The sequence below is a fragment of the Eubacterium sp. genome (genome assembly GCF_057858645.1).
On sequence record NZ_DBLZZO010000008.1, the window covers coordinates 22299 to 46177 of the forward strand.

The window sequence follows — 23879 nt, forward strand, 5'->3', positions numbered from 1 at the left end:
GTAGAGAGTGTCTTAGGAAGATACTTATACCGAATAAAACGTTGAAGAGGACAGTAGGTTATCTAGAGGGTTACAGAGAGAGATGTCTAGGCTGGAAACATCTTACAGAAAGATAATTGAAGACTACCTTGGAGTGGCTCTAATCAAGCCCGGTGACTCCGTTATAGTCCAAATGAGAGGCTTTTGTTTTGAAAGCAATCAGGGTGGAACCGCGTATAATACGTCCCTGTTTATGGAAACATAAACAGGGACTTTTCTTTTTGAAAAAAATGTTTATGTTTTACGTCAAAACAGAAAGGAGAAATATGGCAAGGCCATAAGTAGGAAACATGAAAATTACATTAAAAGATGGATCAGTAAGAGAATATTCAGAAGCAATGACAGTAAACGATATAGCTTTTGATATTTCAGGAGGATTAGGAAGAGCTGCATGTGCAGGAGAAGTAGATGGAGAAGTTGTAGATTTAAGAACAACTGTTGATAAGGACTGTACATTAAATATTTTAACATTTAAAGATGAAGCAGGTAAGGCTGCTTATAGACATACAGCATCACATGTATTAGCAGAAGCTGTTAAAAATCTTTTCCCTGAAGCTAAATTAGCAATTGGACCTTCAATTGATGATGGTTTCTATTATGATTTTGACAGTGAACCATTTTCAAGAGAAGATTTAGATAAAATCGAAAAAGAAATGAAGAAAATTATCAAGTCAGGAGCAAGACTTGAAAGATTTACACTTCCAAGAGAAGATGCAATTAAATATATGGAAGATAGAAATGAACCATACAAGGTAGAGTTAATTAAAGATTTACCTGAAGATTCAACAATTTCATTTTATAGTCAGGGTGAGTTTGTAGACCTTTGTGCAGGACCACATCTTATGAGTACAAAGCCAATTAAGGCATTTAAGCTTACATCATCATCAATGGCATACTGGAGAGGTAATTCAGACAATGCAAGACTTCAGAGAATTTATGGAACAGCATTTGACAACAAAGATGCTTTAAATGAATATCTTGAAATGTTAGAAGACCAGAAGAACAGAGATCACAACAAGCTTGGTCGTGAAATGGAATTATTTACAACTGTAGATGTTATTGGTCAGGGATTACCTTTGCTACTTCCAAAGGGTACAAAGATTATTCAGAAAATGCAAAGATGGATTGAAGACTTAGAAGATAACGAATGGGGCTACATGAGAACAAAGACTCCACTTATGGCTAAGTCAGACTTATACAAGATTTCAGGACATTGGGATCATTATACAGATGGAATGTTTGTGTTAGGAGATAAGGAAAATGACAAAGAAGTTCTTGCTCTTCGTCCTATGACATGTCCATTCCAGTATTATGTATATAAAGCAAGTCAGAAATCATATAGAGATTTGCCATGTAGATACAGTGAAACATCTACATTATTTAGAAATGAAGATTCAGGAGAAATGCACGGATTAACACGTGTACGTCAGTTTACAATTTCAGAAGGACATTTAATTGTTCGTCCTGATCAGATGGTAGAAGAATTCAAGGGTTGTCTTGCACTTGCAAAATATTGTTTGGAAACATTAGGTGTTGAAGAAGATGTAACATATCATCTGTCAAAATGGGATCCTGAAAACAAGGAAAAATACATTGGTGATGCAGATGTTTGGAATGAAACAGAACAGGATATTAGAAATATCTTAGACGAACTTGGTATAAACTACACAGAAGACGTTGGAGAAGCAGCTTTCTATGGACCTAAGGTAGATATTAATGCAAAGAATGTATACGGAAAAGAAGATACAATGATTACAATTCAGTGGGATGCTTTATTAGCTGAACAGTTTGATATGTACTATGTGGATCAGAACGGTGAAAAAGTTAGACCATACATTATTCACAGAACATCTATGGGATGTTATGAAAGAACTTTAGCATGGTTAATTGAAAAATATGCAGGTAAGTTCCCAACATGGTTATGCCCTGAACAGGTAAGAGTTCTTCCTATTTCAGAAAAATATGAAGAATATGCTCAGTCAGTAGCAAAGGCATTAAAGGAAAGACATGTAGATGTAACTGTAGATTCACGTTCAGAAAAGATTGGTTACAAGATTCGTGAAGCACGTCTTGATAAACTTCCATACATGTTAGTTGTTGGACAGCAGGAGGAAGAAGACGGTACTGTTTCAGTAAGAAGCAGATTTGCAGGCGATGAAGGTGTAAAACCTCTTGATGATTTCATTAATCAGATTTGCAAGGAAATTGATACAAAAGAAATTAGAAAAGAAGAGTTCAAAGAAAATCAAAAATAATAAACAAAAATAGAAAAATAAGATTTTTGTTAAAAAAAGTATTTAGGCTTTTTGAATAGAAGTAAAAGAAATCTCCATACTATTAATAATCGGTTTTCCGAAAATAAATAGTATGGAGGTTTTTTATGACTGTTTTAAATTGTGATGTTAAAAATTGTTATTTTAACAAAAGTTCAAAATGCTGCAAGGATGGTATACAAATTGGAGGTACAGATGCCACAATTATGGATGCCACATATTGTGAAGATTTTAGAGAAAAAACTAACAGTATGACAAATACAGTTGAGCATTGTAACTGCGGTCCGGAAACAAAAATGGACGTAAAATGCGATGCGGTACATTGCACTTATAATGATAATTGTATGTGTCACGCAAAGGAAATTACAATTGATGGAAATGGTGCAACACACCAGAGCCAAACAGAATGTTGTAGTTTTGAATGTACCTGCTAAGTTAAAAAGAAATATTTTAAAAAGATTATTTCTATAATGTTTTACCTATAATTTTTTGATAAATATGTGTTATAATCTAGGTTGGGTAAAATAAAAAATATAAATTTTGGAAATTGTAAATTAATTAGAAATATCTAAAAAGTTAGAATTTTCATAAAAGTTGTAATTTTTTTAAAAAGTTGTTGACAATGTTATTCATAAATGATAACATATTGTCTGTTGAGAAAAGAAAGCAGAGTTATCCACTCTCACCCAGACGCAAAGGCGAATCGAGGTTTAATATTAATTTTGAAATTATTTAGTGGATAGTCTGTGCAGATTATCCACTTTTTTGATAGTCTGCTATCATAAAGAATTATTTATGGAGGTGCAATACTATTAGCGAGTTAATGATCAACGGACAGATTAGAGACAGAGAAGTCCGCGTAATTGGAACAGATGGAGAACAGTTGGGAGTTATGTCTGCCAGAGATGCTCAGAAATTAGCTGACGAAGCAGAACTTGACCTCATCAAAATTGCTCCAAAGGCGAAACCTCCTGTATGCAAGATCATGGACTATGGAAAGTTCAGATATGAGCAACAGAAGAGAGAAAAAGAAGCAAAGAAGAAACAGCATGTTGTTGAAACTAAGGAAATCAGACTTTCACCAAACGTTGAAATGAATGATTTAAAGACTAAGGCAAACAATGCTAGAAAATTTATCACAAAAGGTGATAAGGTCAAAGTAACTTTACGCTTTAGAGGAAGAGAAATGGCTCATATAGGTAGTAGTGCACATGTTTTAGACGACTTTGCAAAGATGCTTGAGGATATTGCTCAGGTAAGCAAGGCGGCAAAACTTGAAGGCAGAAACATGACAATGTTTTTAGAAAAAAAGCGTTAAGCTTTTAACATATTTAAGGAGGAATTAATCATGCCAAAAATTAAGACAAACAGAGCAGCTGCAAAACGTTTTAAAAAGACAGGAACAGGAAAGCTTAAAAGAAATAAAGCTTACAAATCACATATCTTAACAAAGAAGACAGCTAAGAGAAAGAGAAATCTTAGAAAAGCAACAACAACTGATGCTACAAATGTAAAGAATATGAAGAAGATTTTACCTTATTTATAATCTGAAGTAGGAGGAAGAAGAAATGGCAAGAATTAAAGGCGGAATGAACGCTAAAAAGAAACATAATAGAGTATTAAAGCTAGCTAAAGGTTATAGAGGAGCTAGATCAAAACAGTACAGAGTAGCTAAGCAGTCTGTTATGAGAGCATTAACAAGCTCATACGCAGGTAGAAAGCAGAGAAAGAGACAGTTCAGACAGTTATGGATTGCAAGAATCAATGCTGCAGCTAGAATCAATGGTCTTTCATACAGCAAGTTCATGTATGGACTTAAGCTTGCTGGAGTTGAAATGAACAGAAAAATGTTAGCTGAAATGGCTGTTAATGATGCAGAAGGATTTGCAAAATTAGTAGACGTAGCTAAAGGAAAATTAGCATAAGTTTTATTATTCTTATAAAAAGAAGACCGAAAGGTCTTCTTTTTTTTTGTGTAATAAGAAATTACTTCAGAATTTCTTATTACATAAAAAACGTTCCACTATGGATGCGTACTCGCACGAATGGAAAAATGTTGCTAAATAGGCACGCGCCGGTAACGAAGCTTCAGCGGCAGCTTTATAGCAATTGTAGTTGTTATTACGATTTTTGTTAATTTACTTGCCGGAGTTGTTACATCTAATGAAACCTGGGCAAGTTATAGTTGTAATTGTTTTACTTGTAGTTTTCGTAGGTGGATATTTTTTGATGGATAGTCATGTGAAAAAGAAAGAAAAACATGAAATTAACAAATAATGGTGGAAAATGGACCATAGAAAGTGATTCATTAGTAAATGTAAGCAGAAGTACAATAAACTCTGAAATGCTATCAAAATTAGTGGAAATGGATGCTTCTGATAAAATAAGCAGTCCCAGTGATATAAAGTATTATGGCTTTACCAAAAAGAACGAAGAAATTACAGGAAGTACAAATAACATTACTGTAACAGATTCAAATGGTAAAAACTACGAAATTTATTTTGGAAGTGTCAATCCGTATGATTCAACGCGTTATTATGTGATGGTTAAGGGAGACGATAATGTGTATACTGTATCTTCTGATTTAAACGAAAGCCACAGCTAAAAAATAGCTGTGGCTTTTTGAGTTATAACAACTCTTATTATGCAGCTAGTGGGACTTGAACCCACACCCAAGATAATATGGACATGAACCTGAATCATGCGCGTATGCCAATTCCGCCATAGCTGCCAAGCATATTAGTGTTTGATTCATATAAATATTTACTACATTTTAGAGAAAATATCAAGAGTAAATATTTATAAAAGCAAGTACAAATATGTTAATATACTTAAAAATAAGCAAAAAAAATACCTTGATAAGTCAAGGTAACAAAAAAATAAAATGCGGAAGATGGGACTTGAACCCACACGATCGCATTGATCACAAGATCCTTAGTCTTGCTCGTCTGCCAGTTCCGACACTTCCGCATACGTTTCAAACGCAAGACATATAATACCATGTGTTTTTAAGTGTGTCAACAATTTTTTACAAAAAAGATGAAAAAATTAAAAAAAGATTTTATTAAGGCTTTGAAGCAGCTCTTTTATAAAGTGTGTTTTTGTTGTATAATTACTATTAATTGGGGAATTTTTTGGCAAGCAGGCTTATAACGGAAATTTAATGATTCAAATTAAGTATTGTTTAAGGATGGCACATTTTTCGGAGGTATATTATGAATATCAGAGAGAAAAATGAAAAAATGGAAATGGAATATTTAAGTCTTTACGCAGCGAAGAGCTGTGAGAGTATGGGTAGGGACAGAGAAGAGGCTCAATGTGACATAAGAACTGTCTATCAAAGAGATAGGGACAGAATTATACATTGTAAGGCTTTTAGAAGACTGAAACACAAAACACAGGTTTTTCTGGCACCAATGGGAGATCATTATAGAACAAGATTAACCCACACATTGGAAGTGTCTCAGATTGCAAGAACTATTTCAAAGTCCTTAGATTTAAATGAGGATTTAACTGAAGCAATTGCTTTGGGACATGATTTAGGTCATACACCATTTGGTCATGCAGGAGAGAGAACTTTAAATAAAGTCTGTTCATTAGGTTTTGCGCATGCAAAGCAAAGTATCAGAGTGGTTGAAGTTTTAGAAAATAATGGTTTAGGACTTAATCTTACAAAAGAAGTTCGTGATGGAATACTTAATCACAGAACGTCAGGTACTCCACATACTTTAGAAGGCAAAGTTGTAAGACTGTCAGATAAGATTGCCTATATTAATCACGACATAGATGATGCCATAAGAGGCAAAATCATAACTGAAAATGATATTCCTAAGGCTTATACAGAGATTTTAGGAAAGTCTACAAAAGAACGATTAAACACTTTAGTTCACGATATAGTGAAGAATAGCTATGATAAGCCGGATATATTAATGTCCCAAGAGATAGAGGAAGCAATGATGGGGCTTAGACAATATATGTTTGAGAGTGTATATACCAATCCGGTTGCAAAAATAGAAGAAATAAAAGTAAAAGAAATGTTAAAACAACTATTTTATTATTACTTAGACAACATAGAATATTTACCACCTGAATATAAATACCTTATTAATGAAAAAGGTGAGAACAAAGAGCAGGTGGTGTGTGATTACATAGCAGGAATGAGTGACCAGTATTCTGTTGCTGCTTTTAAGAAAATATTTATTCCAAAGTCTTGGGAACTTTAAAATAGCTTACGGAGGAAAAATTGTTTTATTCAGAAGATATTATAGAGCAGGTAAGAACTGAAAACGATATAGTAGAAGTAATAGGTGATTATGTAAAATTACAAAAAAAGGGAAGCTCATATTTTGGACTTTGTCCTTTTCATAACGAAAAATCACCTTCTTTTTCAGTGTCTCCTAATAAACAGATGTATTATTGTTTTGGATGTGGTGAAGGTGGAAATGTAATATCTTTTTTGATGAAATATGAAAATTACACCTTTATTGAGGCAATGGAAGTTTTGGCTAATAGAGCCGGAGTTGAACTTCCGAAGATGGAATACTCAAAAGAGCAGAGAAGAGAAAAAGATTTAAAAACAAAAATAATAGAAATTAACACAGAAGCAGCCAAGTATTTTCATTATCTTCTAAAATCAGACAGAGGAAAACTTGCATATAATTACTTAAAGGGACGTCAGTTATCAGATGAGATTATTGTCAAATTTGGTTTAGGCTATTCTGATAAATACAGTAACAATCTCTATATGTATTTAAAGAAAAAAGGCTATAATGATAATGAATTACGTGAAACAGGCTTGTTTACTTACGATGAAAAAAGAGGTGTTACAGACAAGTTTTGGAATCGTGTAATGTTTCCGATTATGGATGCAAATAACAGGGTTATTGCCTTTGGTGGAAGAGTTATGGGAGATGCAAAGCCAAAATACTTAAATTCTCCGGAAACCAAAGTTTTTGATAAAAGCAGAAACCTTTATGGACTAAATGTTGCCAGGTCTTCCAGAAAAGATTATTTCTTAATTTGTGAAGGCTACATGGATGTTATTAGTTTACATCAGGCAGGTTTTAACAATGCAGTTGCAGCCCTTGGAACAGCTTTTACACAAAGACATGCAACTTTAATAAAAAGATACGTCAAGGAAGTTGTTTTAACTTTTGACAGTGACGAGGCAGGTATTAAGGCAGCATTAAGAGCAATTCCTTATTTAAGGGATGCAGGGCTTGCAATAAAAGTTCTTAACATGAAACCCTACAAAGATCCTGATGAGTTTATAAAGGCATTAGGCAGGGATGCTTACGAAGAAAGAATTAAGAATGCAACTAATTTCTTTATATTCCAGGTTGAGCAGGAACAGAAGAAATACAATTTAAATGATCCACAGGAAAAAACAGCTTTCCACAAGCAGGTAGCTGAAATGCTGTTGGAATTTAAAGACGAAATAGAAAGAGACAATTATTTAGATTCTGTTTGTTCTATTTTCAAAATTCCAAAAGAAGGTTTGTCTAAATTAGTTAAAAAGATTGGTCTTACTTATGTTGGAAAAGAAGAAAAAGTTGAAAAGGAGCCTGCAGTTTCAAAGCAGACAAAGAAAGAAGATGCATCAATAAGTGCTCAAAGAATTTTGCTGGCATATTTACTTGATAAAAATAATTGGTTTATGAAAGTGGCTCAGGTTATCTCGCCAAAAGATTTTGTAGACCCTTTTTACAATAAGGTGGCATCACTGTTTTGGGAACAGATGGAGAGCGGCCAGGGAAAACCTGCACAGATAATGAATTATTTTGAAGATGAAGAAGAACATAAGAAGGTTGCCCAGTTATTTGTTTCTCCAATTAGGGCTAATTTAAGCCTTGATGAGCAGGAGAGAGCAATTAATGATGCTGTTCATAAAATAAAAAAAGAAAGTCTTGATTACAGGGCAAGAAACGCTACAGATATTTCTGACCTTCAGAATATTATAAAAGAACAAAGTATGTTACAAAAAATACACATTACATTAAGTTAGGAAAATATATGTTATCAAAAAGATTGCAGACAGTAGCCGGTATGGTTACAAAAGGAAATATAATTGCAGATATAGGCACAGACCATGGGTATGTGCCTATTTATCTGGTGGAAGAAAACATAACAGATAAGGCGTATGCCATGGACATCAATCAGGGACCTTTAGACATTGCAAACAAACATATTAAGGAAAAAGGTCTTGAGCAAAAAATAATAACAATTCTTTCAAATGGCATGGAAAAGCTAAAGGATAATATGATTGATACCGCAGTCATAGCCGGTATGGGTGGCGATTTGATTGTATCAATACTTGAAAATGGAAAGAGCATAAAAGGAATAAAAGAATTAGTCCTGTCTCCCCATAAAAGAGTCGATTTGGTAAGAAAATATCTGTTAGAAAATAACTGGCAGATTGTTGATGAAGCCATGGTATTTGATGTTGGAAAATATTATACGGTAATAAAAGCTCTGAAATGTGATAAAACAGAAAATGATTATTCAAAAGTTCAATTAGAATATGGCAAATTACTTTTGGAAAATAGAAATCCTGTTTTAAAAGAATATTTGGAAAAAGAGTATAAAAAGTTTTCTAAAATTGCAGAAAATATGAAAAAAGAAAAAAGTGATAATTTGCACAAGGTTGAGGAAATTTTAGAAATGAATCAGGAAGGTAGAAAATATTATGATTGATGTGGAAATTTCAAATGTTGTATACGAATATGAAGACGGAACCACTTTGTACGAAATAGCGAAGGATTTTGGTGACTATTATGAAAATGACATTATACTTGCAGTGTGCAATGGAAAACTTTGTGAATTGTCAAAAGTTTTAATTGATAACAGCAAGGTATCTTTTATTACAACAGCAAATCATATTGGTATGGAATGTTATAGAAGAAGCATGGTTTTTATGATGATAAAAGCCTTTTACAAAATAGCAGACCATAGTGCCTTTGATGATATTTCGGTAGAGTATTCTGTCAGCAAAGGCTATTACTGTAAAATAAATGGCGGCATACAGATTAACAACGAGTTTTTAAGAAAATTAAAAACTGAAATGGATAGTCTGGCTAAACGTGACATGCTTATAACAAAAGAGGTTATGTCAACAGGCAGAGCCATCAGTAAGTTTAAAAGATACAGAATGAAGGATAAGGTTAATTTGTTTAAATACAGAAGAGCTTCATCTGTAAAAATTTACAAAATGGAAGGTTTTGAGGATTATTTTTACGGTTATATGGCATATTCTACAGGTATTCTTAAATATTATAAATTAATCCCATATAACGAAGGTTTTGTACTTCAAATGCCGGTAAAAGAATCTCCAAAACATGTGCCAGAGTTTACACCTCAAAACAAAGTTGTCAAAGCTTTAGAGGAATCAGAAAAGTGGGCGGAAAAGTTAGGTGTTTCAACAATAGGAGAAATTAACGACAAAATAGTAGATGGTTCAATTAACGATATTATGATGATGCAGGAAGCTTTACAGGAAAAGAAAATTGCAGACATCGCATCAGATATTGCGTCAAGGGAAGAAGCTAAGGTTGTGCTAATTGCAGGCCCTTCATCTTCAGGCAAAACTTCTTTTGCTCATAGACTTGCAATACAGCTTATGGCGCAGGGACTTCAGGCACAAATAATATCTACAGATAACTATTTTGTAAACAGAGAAGAGTCTCCAAAGGATGAAAATGGTGAACTTAATTTTGAAGCTTTAGAAGCTGTTGATATTGAGTTATTTAATGACCATATAACTAAGCTTGCAAATGGTGAGACAGTAGAGATGCCCGAGTTTAATTTCGTAACAGGAAAGAGAGAGTTTAATGGAAAGACAATAACTCTCACAGATGATTCGGTTTTAATAATTGAGGGCATACACTGTTTAAATGACAAGTTATCTTACAGTATTCCTGAAGAGAAAAAATACAGAATAGGAGTTAGCGCATTAACACCTATAAATGTTGATGAACATAATAGAATTTCATCTTCTGATTTAAGATTACTTAGAAGAATTGTAAGAGACAGCAGAACAAGAAATATATCAGCTAAAACATCTATTGAAAGATGGAACAAGGTAAGACTAGGAGAGGAAAAATATATTTTTCCATTTCAGGATAGTGCCGATGCAATATTTAATTCTGCAATGGTTTATGAATTATCAGTGTTAAAAGTTTTTGCAGAACCTAAATTGTTTGGCGTACCAAAAGATACAGAGGAATATTTAGAGGCAAAGAGACTTCTTAAGTTCTTAGATTATATTTTGGGAATACCAAAAGAAAATGTTCCAAGTAATTCAATATTAAGTGAATTTGTTGGAGGAAGTGTATTTCCTGTTTAGATAAGTATTGAATTAATTTTTAAAGTATGATAATTTAGATAATTGTGAGTAAGGTAGATAATCGCTGCTGCTATTGCCGAAAGGACGCAGGAGAGGAAAGTCCGGGCTTCGCAGGGCAGGATGCCGGCTAACGGCCGGTGGAGGTGACTCCCAGGAAAGTGCAACAGAAATTAAACCGCCAGCAATGGTAAGGATGAAATGGTAGTGTAAGAGACTACCGCTTTAATGGTAACATTAAAGGTCAGTGTAAACCCCATCCGAAGCAAGACCGAGCAGAAAGTATTGGTTGCCCGCCAGCTTTCGGGTAGGTTGCTTGAGCTAAGTGGCAACATTTAGCCTAGATAGATGATTATCCAAGACATAACCCGGCTTACAGCCTTACTCATTTTTATTGTTAATCTAATTTCTTTATAAAATTAAACAAAAGTCTGCAGAAATCGTTAGCGGATTTTGAAGCTATTTCAATTACCTCATCGTCAGAAAGTTTATTATCAGAAAGACCGGCAGCTTTGTTGGTGATACAACTTAAACCACAAATTTTTAATCCACAATGACTTCCACATATTGCCTCCATTGAGGTGCTCATACCCACAGCATCAGCTTCGAGCAGTTTGTACATTTTTATTTCTGCAGGAGTTTCGTAGTTTGGCCCCTGAGTTTGAAGATAAACTCCTTCTTTTATAGGAATATTAAGATTAGCTGCACATTCCTTAAGGAGATTTCTTAAGTCAGTGTCGTATATGTTTGAACAGTCTGGAAAACGAGGTCCTAATTCTTCAATGTTATATCCACGTAATGGAGAAGGTACAAATGAAGAAATCTGGTCTTTTATAACCATAAAATCCCCTGGTTCAAAATTCTCATTTATTCCACCGGCAGCATTTGTAATAACAAGTGTTTTTGCCCCTAGAAGTTTCATTATACGAACAGGCATAATAACCTGTTTAGGAGTGTAACCTTCATAGTAGTGCAGTCTGCCATCTGCAATAATTACATTTTTATTTTCAATAGTTCCTATAATAAAACGTCCTTTATGCATTTTGTTAGTGCAGGTAGGAAAATCAGGTAAAGAAGAATAGGAAATCTCAGCATCTATATTAACCATTTTTATAAAAGAATTAAGACCTGAACCTAATATAATTGCTATATCAGGTACTAGGGAAGTCTGTTTCTTAATAATGTTGATATAAGTTTCTAATATGTCTAAATCATTAATCATAATATCCTCCATAAAAAGTGCAAAAAAATGTCTAAAAATATTGTGTATAACCTTGAATATTCATTGTCTATAATGTATCATCTTAATAGCGAAAAATAAATAGTTTTGGAGGGTGAAATGAGATATTTAATTAATCCTCTGGATTTTTCAGTAGAAGAAATAGACAAGTTATTAAGTCTTGCCAATGACATTGAGAAAAACCCAGAAAAGTACAAAGAAGCTTGTAAAGGCAAAAAGTTAGCAACATTGTTCTATGAACCAAGTACAAGAACACGTTTAAGTTTTGAAGCGGCAATGCTTAATTTAGGCGGTAGCGTTCTTGGATTCTCAGAAGCAACATCAAGTTCGGCTTCAAAAGGCGAGAGTGTGGCAGATACAATTAGAATTGTTTCATGCTATGCGGATATTGTGGCAATGAGACATCCAAAGGAAGGAGCAGCTTTAGTAGCAGCAAACAATTCTTCAATACCTGTAATTAATGCAGGGGATGGTGGACATCAGCATCCAACACAGACATTAACTGATTTGTTAACTATTAAATCTTTAAAGGGAAGATTAAACAACATCACCATTGGATTGTGTGGCGACTTGAAATTTGGTAGAACAGTACATTCATTAATCAATGCATTATTAAGATATGACAATGTGAAGTTTGTTCTTATTTCTCCACCGGAATTAAAAGTACCAAAATACATCATTGAGAGAATTGAGGCAGCCGGAGCAGAATATAAGGAAGTTGCCAAATTAGAAGATGTTATTGGCGAGTTAGATTTATTATATATGACAAGAGTACAAAAAGAAAGATTCTTTAACGAAGAAGACTATATCAGATTAAAAGACAGTTTTGTACTTGATAAGAAGAAAATGAAAATGGCAAAAGAAGACATGCTTGTACTTCATCCATTGCCTAGAGTAAATGAAATTTCTGTTGAAGTGGACAAGGATCCTAGAGCAGTATATTTTAAACAGGCACAATATGGAGTGTATGTAAGAATGGCACTTATTTTAACATTATTGGAGGTAAAGGATGCTTAACATTGATTCAATAAACAACGGTTTTGTATTAGACCACATTCAGGCAGGAAGAGCAATGGCAATTTGTCATTATTTGAATTTAGATGAGTTAGATTGTCAGGTGGCAATTATAAAAAATGCCCGCAGTGGAAAAATGGGCAGGAAAGACATTATCAAGGTTGAAGGTTCATTAGATGATATTGTTGATTTTGACGTATTAGGATTTGTAGACCATAACATTACAATTGATATTATCAAGGATGGAAAGCTGGTTGAAAAAAGAGAAGTTAAACTTCCAGAAAAAATCGTAAATGTTTTACATTGCAAGAACCCAAGATGCATCACATCAATTGAGCAGGAACTTGATGACGTATTTATTTTAACAGACAAGAAGAATGGTCTCTATAGTTGCCAGTATTGTGAAGAGCAGCAGGGTAAGTTATGGGAGAATATTAAAAGTAAATAGAATTTAATATAAACTATTTCAAGAAGAAATCACTGTTTCTGACGGTGATTTCTTTTTTTAGAGAAAAAAGTGTCGTTCATTCCAAAAAAAGTACCGTTTATCCCAAAAGTGAAAAAACAGGTGAAAGTATGTTATAGTATTTATGAAAAGAAAAATTTAATTAAGTGTTATTTTATACTGATATAATTTATTGTGACAGTTGCTTATAAAATAAATTGGGAGGGAGGATAAAAATACTAAAATTATAAAATGACATTGTGTTTATTAAGCATAAATGTAATGAATATAAGTATAGAAAACAAAGTTGGAGGTAAGAATATGAAGGCAAAATTAAATTCAAAAATTTTAATTAGTGCGTTATTATCTTTTTCAATGATAGTAATGTTGCTATCAGGAGTTAGGGCTACAGAGAATGAAACCTTAACATCATCAAATTGGGAGTATGTTGTAAATGGCGAAAATGTATACATAATGAAGTACACAGGCACAGAAGAAGATGTGGTTGTACCAGCAGTAATCGATGGAAAGAAAGTTGTATCCATTGGAGAAGATACATTTACAGACTGCAAAACATTAAAGAATATTACACTATCTGAGAATATAAAAAATATTGAAAGCAATTCAAGGGAAGCATTTCCTTGTTTTAATGGATGCGACAACTTGAAAAATATTATTGTTGATGAAAATAACAGTGAATTTTCCAGCAAAGATGGAGTTTTATATAGCAAAAACAAAGAAGTAATTCTTTTGTATCCAAGAGGTAAAAACGTAGCAGAATTTGTTATACCTGAGCATGTAAAATATTTAGGCAGAAAAGTGTTTAGCAAATGCGAAAATCTGAAAAGGGTAAGCATTGCTAATGGTATTAAAGATTTAAGTGATGGAGTCTTTGAAGGCTGTAGTAGCCTTGAAAGTATTAATATACCTGAAAGCCTTGAAAGCATTGGTGTATGTGCCTTTAGTGGCTGTGAAAGTTTGAAGGATATTGTAATTCCTAATGGAACAAAAAGTATAGGCATATATGCATTTTCTAATTGTAAAAGCCTTAAAGAAATAGCAATTCCATCAACTGTTGAATCCCTTGCAGAAACAAATGACGGAAATATGGTTGAAGGAATTAATGGCAAAAATGCAAGTGTTAGTTCTTGTTTTGCAGGCTGCACATCTTTGGAAAAGATAACATTAGACAGTAAAAATAAAAAATATGCCAGTGAAAATGGTATGCTTTTTAATAAGGACAAAACACACCTTTTATGTTATCCAGCTGCAATGCAAGGCATAGAAGTTATAGTAAAAACAGGTGTTAAAACAATTGCAAAAAATACTTTTTGCGAAAATAAAAACATACAACGAATAAAATTCCCAATAACTGTTACAAAAGTTGAAGATGGAGCAGTTAATAATTGCAGTAATTTAGAAAAAGTTACTTTTTGCGGAAATAAACCAAATGATTTGGGCAAATTTGTTTTAGGTAAAGATGATGTTGTAATATGGTATTCCAACAAATACAAAAATAGTTGGAGCAACTATAATTTATACAAAAAGCAAGAGTACATTGAGCCACGTAGAACATGCATTGGTATGCCTACACCTGTTCGTTCTGTTAAAAAAATAAAACTTAATAAAAAGAAATTAGTGTTAAAGAAGGGCAAAAAATATAAACTTAAATATACTATTACACCTAGCAAGGCTACAAATAAAATGGTGACATGGAAAACTACAAATAAAAAAATCGCAAAAGTGTCAAAGGGAAAAGTAAAGGCACTAAAAAAAGGAAAATGCTACATTGTGGTAAGAACAAAAGACGGTGGGAAAAAAGCCAAGTGCAAAGTAATAGTTAAATAAACTGTTTGTAGCGATTTACATAGGATATTATACTAAGACTTTTATTTATAAAAATATTTATTACATTGTTTGTAAAAATGTAACAAAAAATGACAAAAAGCTCAAAATGTATTGCCGCTAAAATAGTATATTGATATACTAAATGAGAAAATTATGAAATACGGAGGATGAAGAAATGTATTGCAAAAATTGTGGAAAAGAAATTGATGATTTGGCAGTTGTATGTCCTAATTGTGGAGTGGCAACAGATAATAATCAGCCGGCTTCTGATGATACAGGAAGCATAGGATGGGGATTGTTAGGATGTTGTATTCCAATTGTAGGATTGATTTTGTTTTTGGTATGGAGAGATACTAAGCCTAAAAATTCAAAAGCAGCAGGAATCGGAGCATTAGTTAGTGTTTGCGTTTCAGTATTATGGTACATAATAATGGTTGTTGTTGGAGTTGGAGCAGGAGTAGCTTTTGGCGTATAAAATGAAACAGTGGTTTTATAAATGGCTACCAATTATTTTTGGCTGCCATAGACGTTCAGATCGTTCTTTTTTCTATAAAGGAAAACAGTTTCCAATATGCGCAAGATGTACAGGTGAACTTGCTGGTATGATATGTGCAATATTTGGATGTTATTTTCTAATAAATATTCATATATGTGTTTGGGTTGCACTTTTATGCCCACTAATAATTGACGGCGTTATTCAGGCAAAAACAAAATACGAAAGTACAAATACAAGACGTGTAATAACAGGTTTTTTGTTTGGAACGGCATTAATGATGATATTTATTGTTTCAACTAAATATTGCCTAATGATAGGATTTGAATACGGCAGAAAATTAAGATAAAAGAATGAGGCGTTTTGAAAGTTTCAAGATACTATAGAAAGAAAAAGGAATTGGCAATCGCCAATTCCTTTTTTGTGTAATGATAGTCTATTATTGCATAAAAGCGTACAATTATATTTGTTCAAATAGAAAAAAATATAATGGTACGATTCAAGAAGCAAATGCTTATTGTTTATTCCTCATTTTCCGTATCGTATTCAGTTGTTTCATCTTCTTTAGGAGTGACAACAACCTTTACTAAGTCAATTCGTTTTTCGTCCATTTTTATAACTGTTAATTTGCAATTATCAATTACAACACTGTCACCCTTATTAGGAAGGCGGTCAAGATGTTCAATAATAAGACCACCTAATGATTCATAATCTTCTGAGTCAATTTCGGTGCCTAACTGGTCATTAAAATCATCAAGGTTAATAGAACCTTCAACAATATATTCGTTTTCGCCAACAGGTCTGATAACCTGTTCCTCAGCTTCGTCGAATTCATCATGTATATCGCCAATAATTTCTTCCACAATATCTTCTAAAGTAATAAGGCCTTCAGTTTGACCATATTCATCTAAAACGATACACATGCCCGGTTCTTTATTTCTCATTTCCATAAGAAGGTCATTTAATTCTTCTTTTTCGTGAGTGAAGTATGGCTCACGCATGATTTTTGTTATATCGAAATTATTAGGATTAACACCCATTAACATCATGTCTTTAATATTTATAATACCGATTACGTTATCTGAATCTTCCTTGTAAACAGGCATTCTTGTGAATTTGTCTTTTCTAATGACTTTTAATAAATCATTATAGGTAATATCCAAAGGAACCATTGTAATGTCAACTTTTGGTATCATAATATCTTTAGCACATGTATCACCAAAATCGAAAACGTTGTTAATCATATCCATTTCGTCTTCTTCAATTATGCCTTCTTCCTGACTAACACCAACTAAAGTTCTAAGTTCATCTTCAGTAATTGATTTAGAATTTAAATTAACATTAACTCTAAAAAGTTTTAAGAATAAACTTGAGAATAAATTTAAAACAAAAATAATAGGTGTAAGTACAATCATAAAGAAATTAATTGGTTTAGCATAAGCTAGAGCAATTGAATCAGCATAAATTGAGGCAACTGTCTTAGGAATAATTTCTCCGAAAATAATAATTACAAGTGTAAGAATACCAACGCCAATACTAACAATCCAACTTACGTTAAAAACACTTTGCATAAAAATTGTTGTTAAAGAAGAAGCGGCAATATTTACAATATTATTTCCAATTAAAATTGTACTAAGCATTTTTCTTGAATTACCTAAAATCTTATCAAGAATAATGGCTTGTTTGTTGCCTTCCTCCACAAGCATTCTAAGTCTTACCTTGTTAGTAGTGGTAAGAGCTGTTTCGGCTGAGGAAAAAAACGCCGAGAATAATAATAAAATAAGTAATACGCATAGCAGAGCTATGTCACTGGGTCCCATAACTTTCTCCTTATAAATTAATAATATTTCAAGTCCCTGACTTGTTAAGGAAGATTTTACATAATGAACCTGTTAAAGTCAAGAATTGGTAATAAATTATATTGCCCACAAATATAATTTATTATAAAAATATTTGGAGGGGAGAATACCTAAATTCTGATTACGGTCTTTCAATGTCAATACCATTATTAAAAAAGTACAGGTAGAATAAGGCATTTTGACACTGTAATAAAATAAAGAAAAAATGAAAAAAGGAGTAAAATGGACAAAATTATTTTATCTTTTTTAAAAGACTTACTTTTAGAAATGATTGTAAGTTTTGTGATAATAGTAGCAGTTGCATTTATTGTTTTAAAAATCTCACCAGCCTATAGCACCATACAAATTTTAATTCTTGCTACATATGTCATAGCTACCTTTGCAGGAGGTTATGTAATAGGAAAAGTTATGGATAAATGGAAGTTTATGTGGGGAGCCATATCAGGTCTCATATATGCTGTTGTCATAGTTTTAGTTTCGATAATAGTGAACGGTCAAATTAATAGTGAAACTATAGGAATTATAAAATTAGTACTGGCATCTGTAGGGGGTGGAACCCTCGGAGGAATGGTTAGCTAAAAAACGTTTGAAAAAAACGTTTTATGTGTTATAATACCATAAGAATTATGCGTAAGTATCTTTTTACGCAAATAAGTATTGGAGGAAAACCATGAAACATATCAAAACATTAAATCAGAAAACATTAAAGGACACAATGAAAAAAGGCGGTTGTGGTGAATGTCAGACATCATGTCAGTCAGCTTGCAAGACATCATGTACAGTAGGAAACCAGACTTGCGAAAACAAATAATTTAATATTGATTATTTTACACTATAACAGAGTTGAGCACTCAACTCTGTTATAGTGCGTTAAAAAGGGAGGAAAATTACAGTGATTCATCAATATAAAAGCAATGGGTACAATATTGTATTAGATGTCAACAGTGGAGCGGTTCATGTTGTTGATGATGTTACATACGATGTTATAGAATTGTTTGAAAAACTTGATGCTGAAGCTATAATTTCAGAACTTAGCTCAAAGTACAAAGAAGAAGAGATAAGAGAAGTTATTGACGAAGTTGAACAGTTGAAGAAAGATGGACAGTTGTTTACTGAGGATATATATCAGCCTTTCGTAGAAAAGTTTAAGGAAACACGTCAGACAGTAGTTAAGGCTCTATGTTTACATATAGCTCATGATTGTAACTTAGCATGCAAGTATTGTTTTGCAGAAGAAGGTGAATACCATGGCCGTAGAGAATTAATGAGTTTTGAAGTGGGTAAGAAAGCTTTAGACTTTTTAGTAGCAAATTCAGGAAACAGAGTTAATCTGGAAGTTGACTTTTTTGGTGGCGAACCATTAATGAACTGGGATGTTGTAAAGCAGTTAGTTGAATACGGTCGTTCACTTGAAGAACCAAATAACAAGAAATTCAGATTTACATTAACTACAAATGGTGTTTTATTAAATGACGAGATAATGGAATATCTCAATAAAGAAATGTCAAATGTAGTTTTAAGTTTAGATGGTAGAAAAGAAGTAAATGACAGAATGAGACCTTTTAGAACAGGTAAAGGTAGTTATGACCTTATTGTTCCAAAGTTTCAGAAACTTGCAGATAGCCGAAATCAGACAAACTATTATGTAAGAGGTACATTTACAAGAGATAATTTAGATTTTTCTGAAGATGTGAAGCATTTTGCAGACTTAGGATTTAAACAAATGTCTATTGAACCGGTTGTTGGACCGGAGGAAGATTCATACTCTATAAGAGAAGAAGATTTACCTAAAATTATGGAAGAGTACGATAAATTAGCTCTTGAATATATTAAGAGGGAAAAAGAAGGTAATGGCTTTAACTTTTTCCATTTTATGATTGATTTAAATCAGGGACCATGTGTTTATAAGAGATTATCAGGATGTGGTTCAGGTACGGAATACTTAGCAGTTACACCTTGGGGAGATTTTTATCCATGTCATCAGTTTGTTGGCAATGAAGATTTCTTAATGGGGAATGTAAATGACGGAATCGTTAGAAACGATATAGTTGAAACATTTGGTGATTGCAACGTATATTCAAAAGAAAAGTGCAAAAACTGTTTTTCAAAATTTTATTGTAGTGGTGGATGTGCAGCAAACTCATACAATTTTCACGGTACAATAAATGATGCCTATGACATAGGTTGTGAAATGCAGAAAAAAAGAGTGGAATGCTCAATAATGATAAAGGCAGCTTTAGCGGATGCTGACTAAGAAAGAGGTAAAAGATGAAAATTAAGATGAACAAAACAAAGGGAATAATAGCATTTATTATTTCTCTTGCCGTACTTGCTTTTGCAGGATACGTTATTATGTTTGGTATAGGGGATCGCGGCCAGGCAAAGTACATTACTCAGGGTCTTGACTTAAAGGGTGGTGTAAGTATTACATATCAGGTAGCAGAATCTGATAAAAGTAATTTGACAGCAGATACTTTAGAAAAAACAAGAGCAAAACTTGAAAAGAGAATTGCTGCATTTAGTACAGAAGCAACAGCGTATAAAGCAGGAGAAGACAGAATTACTGTTGAAATTCCAGGTGCATACGATGCTGATGAAGTATTAGATGAATTAGGAAAACCGGGTATTTTATATTTCTGTACAGCTGCAAAGAGTGGGTACACACCAACAAAGGCTGAATTAAAGAATAAGAAATACATTAAGGTAGATAAGAGTTATTATCAGGTATGGTTAACAGGTGATACAGTAGCCAGTGCTGAAGGACAGGCTACAACAAACGATAAAGGTGTAAATGAAAACATCGTAAGTTTACAGTTTAACTCAGAAGGAACAAAGGCTTTTGGTGAAATGACAAGTTCTCATGTTGGCGAACAGTCATTTATCATTTATGATGATGAAGTTTTAAGTGCTCCAAATATTCAGGCTGCCATTACAGGTGGACAGGCACAGATTACAGGTGATTTCACATTAAAAGAAGCTCAGACACTTGCTACAAACATCGGTATTGGTTCTTTGGAAGTACAGCTTGATGAATTAAGCCATAGCGTTCAGAGTGCTAACTTAGGTAGTGATGCTTTATCAAAGAGTATTCAGGCAGGTATCGTTGGTTTTATTATAATTATTTTATTCTTATTATTTGTATATAGAATTCCAGGTTTAGCTGCAGGCTTGGCTTTAATATCATACATTGAGTTAATGCTTTTAGCACTTAACGGATTTGACTTAACACTTACATTACCTGGTATTGCAGGTATTATCCTTAACATTGGTATGGCGGTAGATGCCAACGTAATTATTTATGCCCGTATTAGAGAAGAAATTGCGGCAGGTAAGAATGTTAAGAGTGCTATTGGAATAGGATTTAAGAAAGCAACATCAGCAATCGTTGACGGTAACGTTACAACATTTATTGCTGCATTAGTATTATGGATTAAGGGTTCAGGTACAGTTCAGGGATTCGCAACAACTCTTATGATTGGTATTTTCATCCAGTTATTTACATCTCTTGTAGTTTCAAGAGGTCTTGTATGGATGCTTTACTACATGGGATTCCAGAAGCCTGTATTCTACGGAAAAGAAAGAGTTAAGAAAACAATTAAATTTATTGAAAAGAGAAAAATTTGGTTCTCAATTTCTATTATTGTAATTGTAATTGGAATTGGCGGTATTATCTTTAACTCAGCTAAAGGTAACGGCCCATTTGATTTCAGTATTGAATTTAAGGGTGGTACATCAATTCAGGTACAGTTTGATAAGGACTACACAATTGATGAATTTAATAAGGATGTAAAACCTGCTATCGCAGATTTACTTTCAACAAACGATATTCAGGCTCAGAAGGATACAAATACAAAGGGCTTATTCACAATCAAGACGAAGAAGCTTGAAGGTGAAGAAATGACTAAGTTTAAAGACTTATTAATTAGCAAATATCAGGCTAAAGACGACAAGCAGAACTTTAATGATACAGAAATTTCAGATACAATCAGTTCTGAAATGAAAACAGATGCTGTTGTTGCAACAGTTATAGCAACAATTTGTATGTTAATTTATATTTGGTTCAGATTTAAGAATGTACATTTTGCTTTAGCAGCCGTTATAGCTTTATTACATGACGTACTTATTGTTGTAGGTTTCTATGGTTTATCAAGAGTAACAGTAGGAACAACATTTATTGCATGCTTACTTACAATTGTAGGTTACTCAATTAACGCTACAATCGTAATCTTCGATAGAATTAGAGAAAACAAGGCTGTAATGAAACGTGAAGATACAATGATTGATACTATTAATCAGAGTATTACACAGACTCTTACAAGAAGTATCTATACTTCACTTACAACATTTATAATGGTATTTATGATTTTTGTAATGGGTGTATCATCTATTAGAGAATTTACATTACCATTAATGGTAGGTATTGTAGCTGGTGCTTACTCATCAGTATTTGTTACAGGTTCTTTATGGTATATTATGAAGGGTAAGAAATACGATAAATAATTAAGGTTTTATTGAGCGGTATCATCTATTGGATGGTGCCGCTTTTCTTACTTTAAATGGTGATTTTTATTATGAATGAAAAGTGGTTTCTACAGACAAAAAAAGCAGATTTTAATGGTATTGCAAAGAAATATAACATTAGCCCTATTACAGCAAGATTAATGAGAAACAGGGATGTTATATCTGAAAAAGAAATAAATCAATATCTTAACGGAACTATAAATGAAATAAGCTCTCCATGGCTATTTAAGGACATGGACAAGGCAGTTAATATTTTAAGTATAAAAATAAATAATGAAAATAAAATCAGAATTATATGCGACTATGATGTTGATGGTATATGTTCCGGCTATATTTTACATACCTGTTTAAAGTATTTAGGCGCTGATGTGGATGTGGTTGTCCCACATAGAATTGAAGATGGCTATGGAATTAATGAAAGGTTAATACAGCAGGCATACGACCAGGGCGTTGATACTATTGTTACATGTGATAATGGTATTGCTGCCATAAAACAGATAGAATATGCAAAAGAATTAGGAATGACGGTTGTTGTAACTGATCATCATGAAATCGTTTTTGAAGAAAGTAATGGCGAAAAAAAATATATCTTGCCCAATGCAGATGCAATAGTTAATCACAAGCAAATAGACTGTCAATATCCATTTAAAGAATTGTGCGGTGCCATGGTGGCATTTCAGTTTATGCGCGCTCTATTTGAAAATATGCATGTAAGCGAAAGATTTATATTAAAATTATTACCCTATGGTGCTATGGCAACTGTGTGTGATGTGGTAGAATTAAAGGGCGAAAACAGAATAATTGTTAAAGAAGGTTTAGAAGCTTTAAAAACAAATAATGATATAGGAATTAATGCTTTGATTAATCAGTGTAAGTTAAATAAAAAGAACCTTGATTCCTATCATTTTGGATTTGTACTTGGACCATGTTTAAATGCTAGTGGCAGACTTGATACCGCAAAAAAAGCAATGGATTTGCTTGAATGTGAAGACGAAAAACATGCAGAAGTTTTAGCAGAAGCCTTGAAAAAATTAAATGATGAAAGAAAAGATTTAACAGAAAAAGGAACTAAAGAAGCTATTGAAAAAGCAGAACAGTTAGATGATTCAGTTTTGGTTATATATTTAGAACATTGCCATGAAAGTATTGCCGGAATTATTGCAGGTCGTGTAAGGGAAAAATATAATAAACCAACTATTGTTTTAACAGATGCCGTTGAAGGTGTAAAAGGCTCCGGCCGTTCCATTGAAGAATATGACATGTACGCTGAACTTACTAAGGTAAAAGAATTGTTTACTAAGTTTGGTGGTCATAAAATGGCTGCAGGTGTGTCCCTTCCAAAAGAAAATATAGATATTTTAAGAAAAAAGCTAAATGAAAATTGTAATTTAACTCAAGAAGATTTATATTTAAAGGTGTGGATTGATATGCAACTGCCCCTTGAATATGTTACAATGAATATGATACAGGAGTTAAGTATTATCAAACCATTTGGTAAAGGTAATGAAAAGCCAATATTTGCTGAAAAGCATTTAAAAATAAATAAATTACAAATATTGGGTAAGAATGGTAACGTATTGAAGCTTACCATTACAAATAGCAGTTCATATACAATGACTGCAATGATTTTTAGCCGTGTTATTGATTTTATGGAATTTTTAAAAAATAAATTCGGTCAGGAAGAAATTAACAAGGCTTTAGTAGGGGAGAAAAACAACATTGAGATAATGGCTACATATTACCCAACAATAAACGAATTTAACGGTAATAGCCAAATACAAATCGTAATTGACAGATTTTGCTAAAAGC

General features: G+C 32.9%; 22 protein-coding genes, 2 tRNA genes, 1 other RNA gene and 1 other annotated feature. Of the genes, 21 read left to right on the forward strand and 4 right to left on the reverse strand.

What is annotated here, in order from left to right; translation table 11 throughout:
* Positions 1 to 32: 32 nt before the first annotated feature.
* Positions 33 to 231 (forward strand) — a binding site (T-box leader).
* A gap of 98 nt (positions 232 to 329) precedes the next feature.
* The 6 genes from thrS to ACZM4J_RS04080 all read left to right on the forward strand — a co-directional run bounded on the left by thrS (position 330) and on the right by ACZM4J_RS04080 (position 4917).
* Entirely contained in the window at positions 330 to 2294 is a 1965-nt protein-coding gene (gene thrS, locus ACZM4J_RS04055; RefSeq protein WP_022165614.1) for a threonine--tRNA ligase, read from the forward strand.
* Between the two features lie 125 nt (positions 2295 to 2419).
* Positions 2420 to 2746, forward strand: a complete 327-nt coding sequence (locus ACZM4J_RS04060; protein WP_022165613.1) for a DUF1540 domain-containing protein — start codon at positions 2420 to 2422, stop codon at positions 2744 to 2746.
* 389 nt (positions 2747 to 3135) lie between these two features.
* Entirely contained in the window at positions 3136 to 3630 is a 495-nt protein-coding gene (infC, locus tag ACZM4J_RS04065; RefSeq protein ID WP_022165612.1) for a translation initiation factor IF-3, read from the forward strand.
* A gap of 30 nt (positions 3631 to 3660) precedes the next feature.
* A complete protein-coding gene (gene rpmI, locus ACZM4J_RS04070) occupies positions 3661 to 3858 on the forward strand; it encodes a 50S ribosomal protein L35 (protein ID WP_022165611.1) in 198 nt (65 codons plus the stop codon).
* 22 nt (positions 3859 to 3880) lie between these two features.
* A complete protein-coding gene (rplT, locus tag ACZM4J_RS04075) occupies positions 3881 to 4237 on the forward strand; it encodes a 50S ribosomal protein L20 (protein ID WP_022165610.1) in 357 nt (118 codons plus the stop codon).
* Between the two features lie 335 nt (positions 4238 to 4572).
* Complete coding sequence (locus tag ACZM4J_RS04080; protein ID WP_022165609.1) at positions 4573 to 4917, forward strand: DUF4340 domain-containing protein; 345 nt, start codon at positions 4573 to 4575, stop codon at positions 4915 to 4917.
* A 40-nt stretch (positions 4918 to 4957) separates the two neighbouring features.
* On the opposite strand, the gene ACZM4J_RS04085 is transcribed toward ACZM4J_RS04080, so the two are convergent.
* Together ACZM4J_RS04085 and ACZM4J_RS04090 are read right to left on the reverse strand one after the other, a co-directional pair.
* Positions 4958 to 5043, reverse strand: a tRNA-Leu gene (locus tag ACZM4J_RS04085).
* 154 nt (positions 5044 to 5197) lie between these two features.
* Positions 5198 to 5282: transfer RNA gene (locus ACZM4J_RS04090), tRNA-Leu, on the reverse strand.
* Between the two features lie 245 nt (positions 5283 to 5527).
* On the opposite strand from ACZM4J_RS04090, the gene ACZM4J_RS04095 reads away from it, so the two are divergent.
* The 5 genes from ACZM4J_RS04095 (at position 5528) to rnpB (ending at position 11042) form a co-directional block, all read left to right on the forward strand.
* Entirely contained in the window at positions 5528 to 6535 is a 1008-nt protein-coding gene (locus ACZM4J_RS04095; RefSeq protein ID WP_022165608.1) for a deoxyguanosinetriphosphate triphosphohydrolase, read from the forward strand.
* A 20-nt stretch (positions 6536 to 6555) separates the two neighbouring features.
* Positions 6556 to 8316 carry a DNA primase gene (dnaG, locus tag ACZM4J_RS04100; RefSeq protein WP_022165607.1) on the forward strand — a complete coding sequence of 587 codons (1761 nt, stop codon included), beginning with the start codon at positions 6556 to 6558 and terminating at the stop codon, positions 8314 to 8316.
* An 8-nt stretch (positions 8317 to 8324) separates the two neighbouring features.
* Complete coding sequence (locus ACZM4J_RS04105) at positions 8325 to 9005, forward strand: tRNA (adenine(22)-N(1))-methyltransferase (protein ID WP_022165606.1); 681 nt, start codon at positions 8325 to 8327, stop codon at positions 9003 to 9005.
* Positions 8998 to 10653 (forward strand): nucleoside kinase, encoded by a 1656-nt coding sequence (locus tag ACZM4J_RS04110; protein ID WP_290987966.1) that lies wholly within the window; start codon positions 8998 to 9000, stop codon positions 10651 to 10653. Before ACZM4J_RS04105 ends, ACZM4J_RS04110 begins: the two co-directional genes overlap by 8 nt.
* A gap of 45 nt (positions 10654 to 10698) precedes the next feature.
* Positions 10699 to 11042: RNase P RNA component class A (gene rnpB, locus ACZM4J_RS04115), an RNA gene on the forward strand.
* 5 nt (positions 11043 to 11047) lie between these two features.
* Here the strand turns inward: rnpB and ACZM4J_RS04120 are convergent.
* Positions 11048 to 11872: a purine-nucleoside phosphorylase gene (locus tag ACZM4J_RS04120; RefSeq protein WP_022165925.1), complete on the reverse strand. Its 825-nt coding sequence runs from the start codon at positions 11870 to 11872 to the stop codon at positions 11048 to 11050.
* 117 nt (positions 11873 to 11989) lie between these two features.
* Between ACZM4J_RS04120 and pyrB the strand changes: the two genes are divergently transcribed.
* From pyrB to ACZM4J_RS04145, 5 genes are all read left to right on the forward strand, one after another.
* A complete protein-coding gene (pyrB, locus tag ACZM4J_RS04125) occupies positions 11990 to 12907 on the forward strand; it encodes an aspartate carbamoyltransferase (RefSeq protein WP_022165926.1) in 918 nt (305 codons plus the stop codon).
* Positions 12900 to 13352, forward strand: a complete 453-nt coding sequence (locus tag ACZM4J_RS04130) for an aspartate carbamoyltransferase regulatory subunit (RefSeq protein WP_022165927.1) — start codon at positions 12900 to 12902, stop codon at positions 13350 to 13352. The genes pyrB and ACZM4J_RS04130 overlap by 8 nt, the downstream gene beginning before the upstream one ends.
* A 318-nt stretch (positions 13353 to 13670) precedes the next feature.
* Complete coding sequence (locus ACZM4J_RS04135; protein WP_022165928.1) at positions 13671 to 15197, forward strand: leucine-rich repeat protein; 1527 nt, start codon at positions 13671 to 13673, stop codon at positions 15195 to 15197.
* Positions 15198 to 15372: 175 nt separating this feature from the next.
* Entirely contained in the window at positions 15373 to 15672 is a 300-nt protein-coding gene (locus tag ACZM4J_RS04140; protein WP_412622394.1) for a zinc-ribbon domain-containing protein, read from the forward strand.
* Positions 15662 to 16039, forward strand: coding sequence for a DUF2085 domain-containing protein (locus ACZM4J_RS04145; RefSeq protein WP_022165929.1), 378 nt, complete (start codon positions 15662 to 15664; stop codon positions 16037 to 16039). Before ACZM4J_RS04140 ends, ACZM4J_RS04145 begins: the two co-directional genes overlap by 11 nt.
* Before the next feature lie 172 nt (positions 16040 to 16211).
* On the opposite strand, the gene ACZM4J_RS04150 is transcribed toward ACZM4J_RS04145, so the two are convergent.
* Positions 16212 to 17510, reverse strand: coding sequence for an HlyC/CorC family transporter (locus ACZM4J_RS04150; RefSeq protein WP_022165930.1), 1299 nt, complete (start codon positions 17508 to 17510; stop codon positions 16212 to 16214).
* Positions 17511 to 17771: 261 nt separating this feature from the next.
* On the opposite strand from ACZM4J_RS04150, the gene ACZM4J_RS04155 reads away from it, so the two are divergent.
* The 5 genes from ACZM4J_RS04155 (at position 17772) to recJ (ending at position 23875) form a co-directional block, all read left to right on the forward strand.
* Entirely contained in the window at positions 17772 to 18128 is a 357-nt protein-coding gene (locus tag ACZM4J_RS04155; protein WP_412622397.1) for a TIGR04086 family membrane protein, read from the forward strand.
* 91 nt (positions 18129 to 18219) lie between these two features.
* Positions 18220 to 18360: a six-cysteine ranthipeptide SCIFF gene (gene scfA, locus ACZM4J_RS04160; protein ID WP_022165931.1), complete on the forward strand. Its 141-nt coding sequence runs from the start codon at positions 18220 to 18222 to the stop codon at positions 18358 to 18360.
* Between the two features lie 81 nt (positions 18361 to 18441).
* Positions 18442 to 19803 (forward strand): thioether cross-link-forming SCIFF peptide maturase, encoded by a 1362-nt coding sequence (gene scfB / locus ACZM4J_RS04165; protein WP_022165932.1) that lies wholly within the window; start codon positions 18442 to 18444, stop codon positions 19801 to 19803.
* Positions 19804 to 19817: 14 nt separating this feature from the next.
* Positions 19818 to 22049, forward strand: a complete 2232-nt coding sequence (secD, locus tag ACZM4J_RS04170; RefSeq protein WP_412622399.1) for a protein translocase subunit SecD — start codon at positions 19818 to 19820, stop codon at positions 22047 to 22049.
* 71 nt (positions 22050 to 22120) lie between these two features.
* Positions 22121 to 23875 (forward strand): single-stranded-DNA-specific exonuclease RecJ, encoded by a 1755-nt coding sequence (gene recJ, locus ACZM4J_RS04175; RefSeq protein WP_022165019.1) that lies wholly within the window; start codon positions 22121 to 22123, stop codon positions 23873 to 23875.
* Positions 23876 to 23879: the final 4 nt, after the last annotated feature.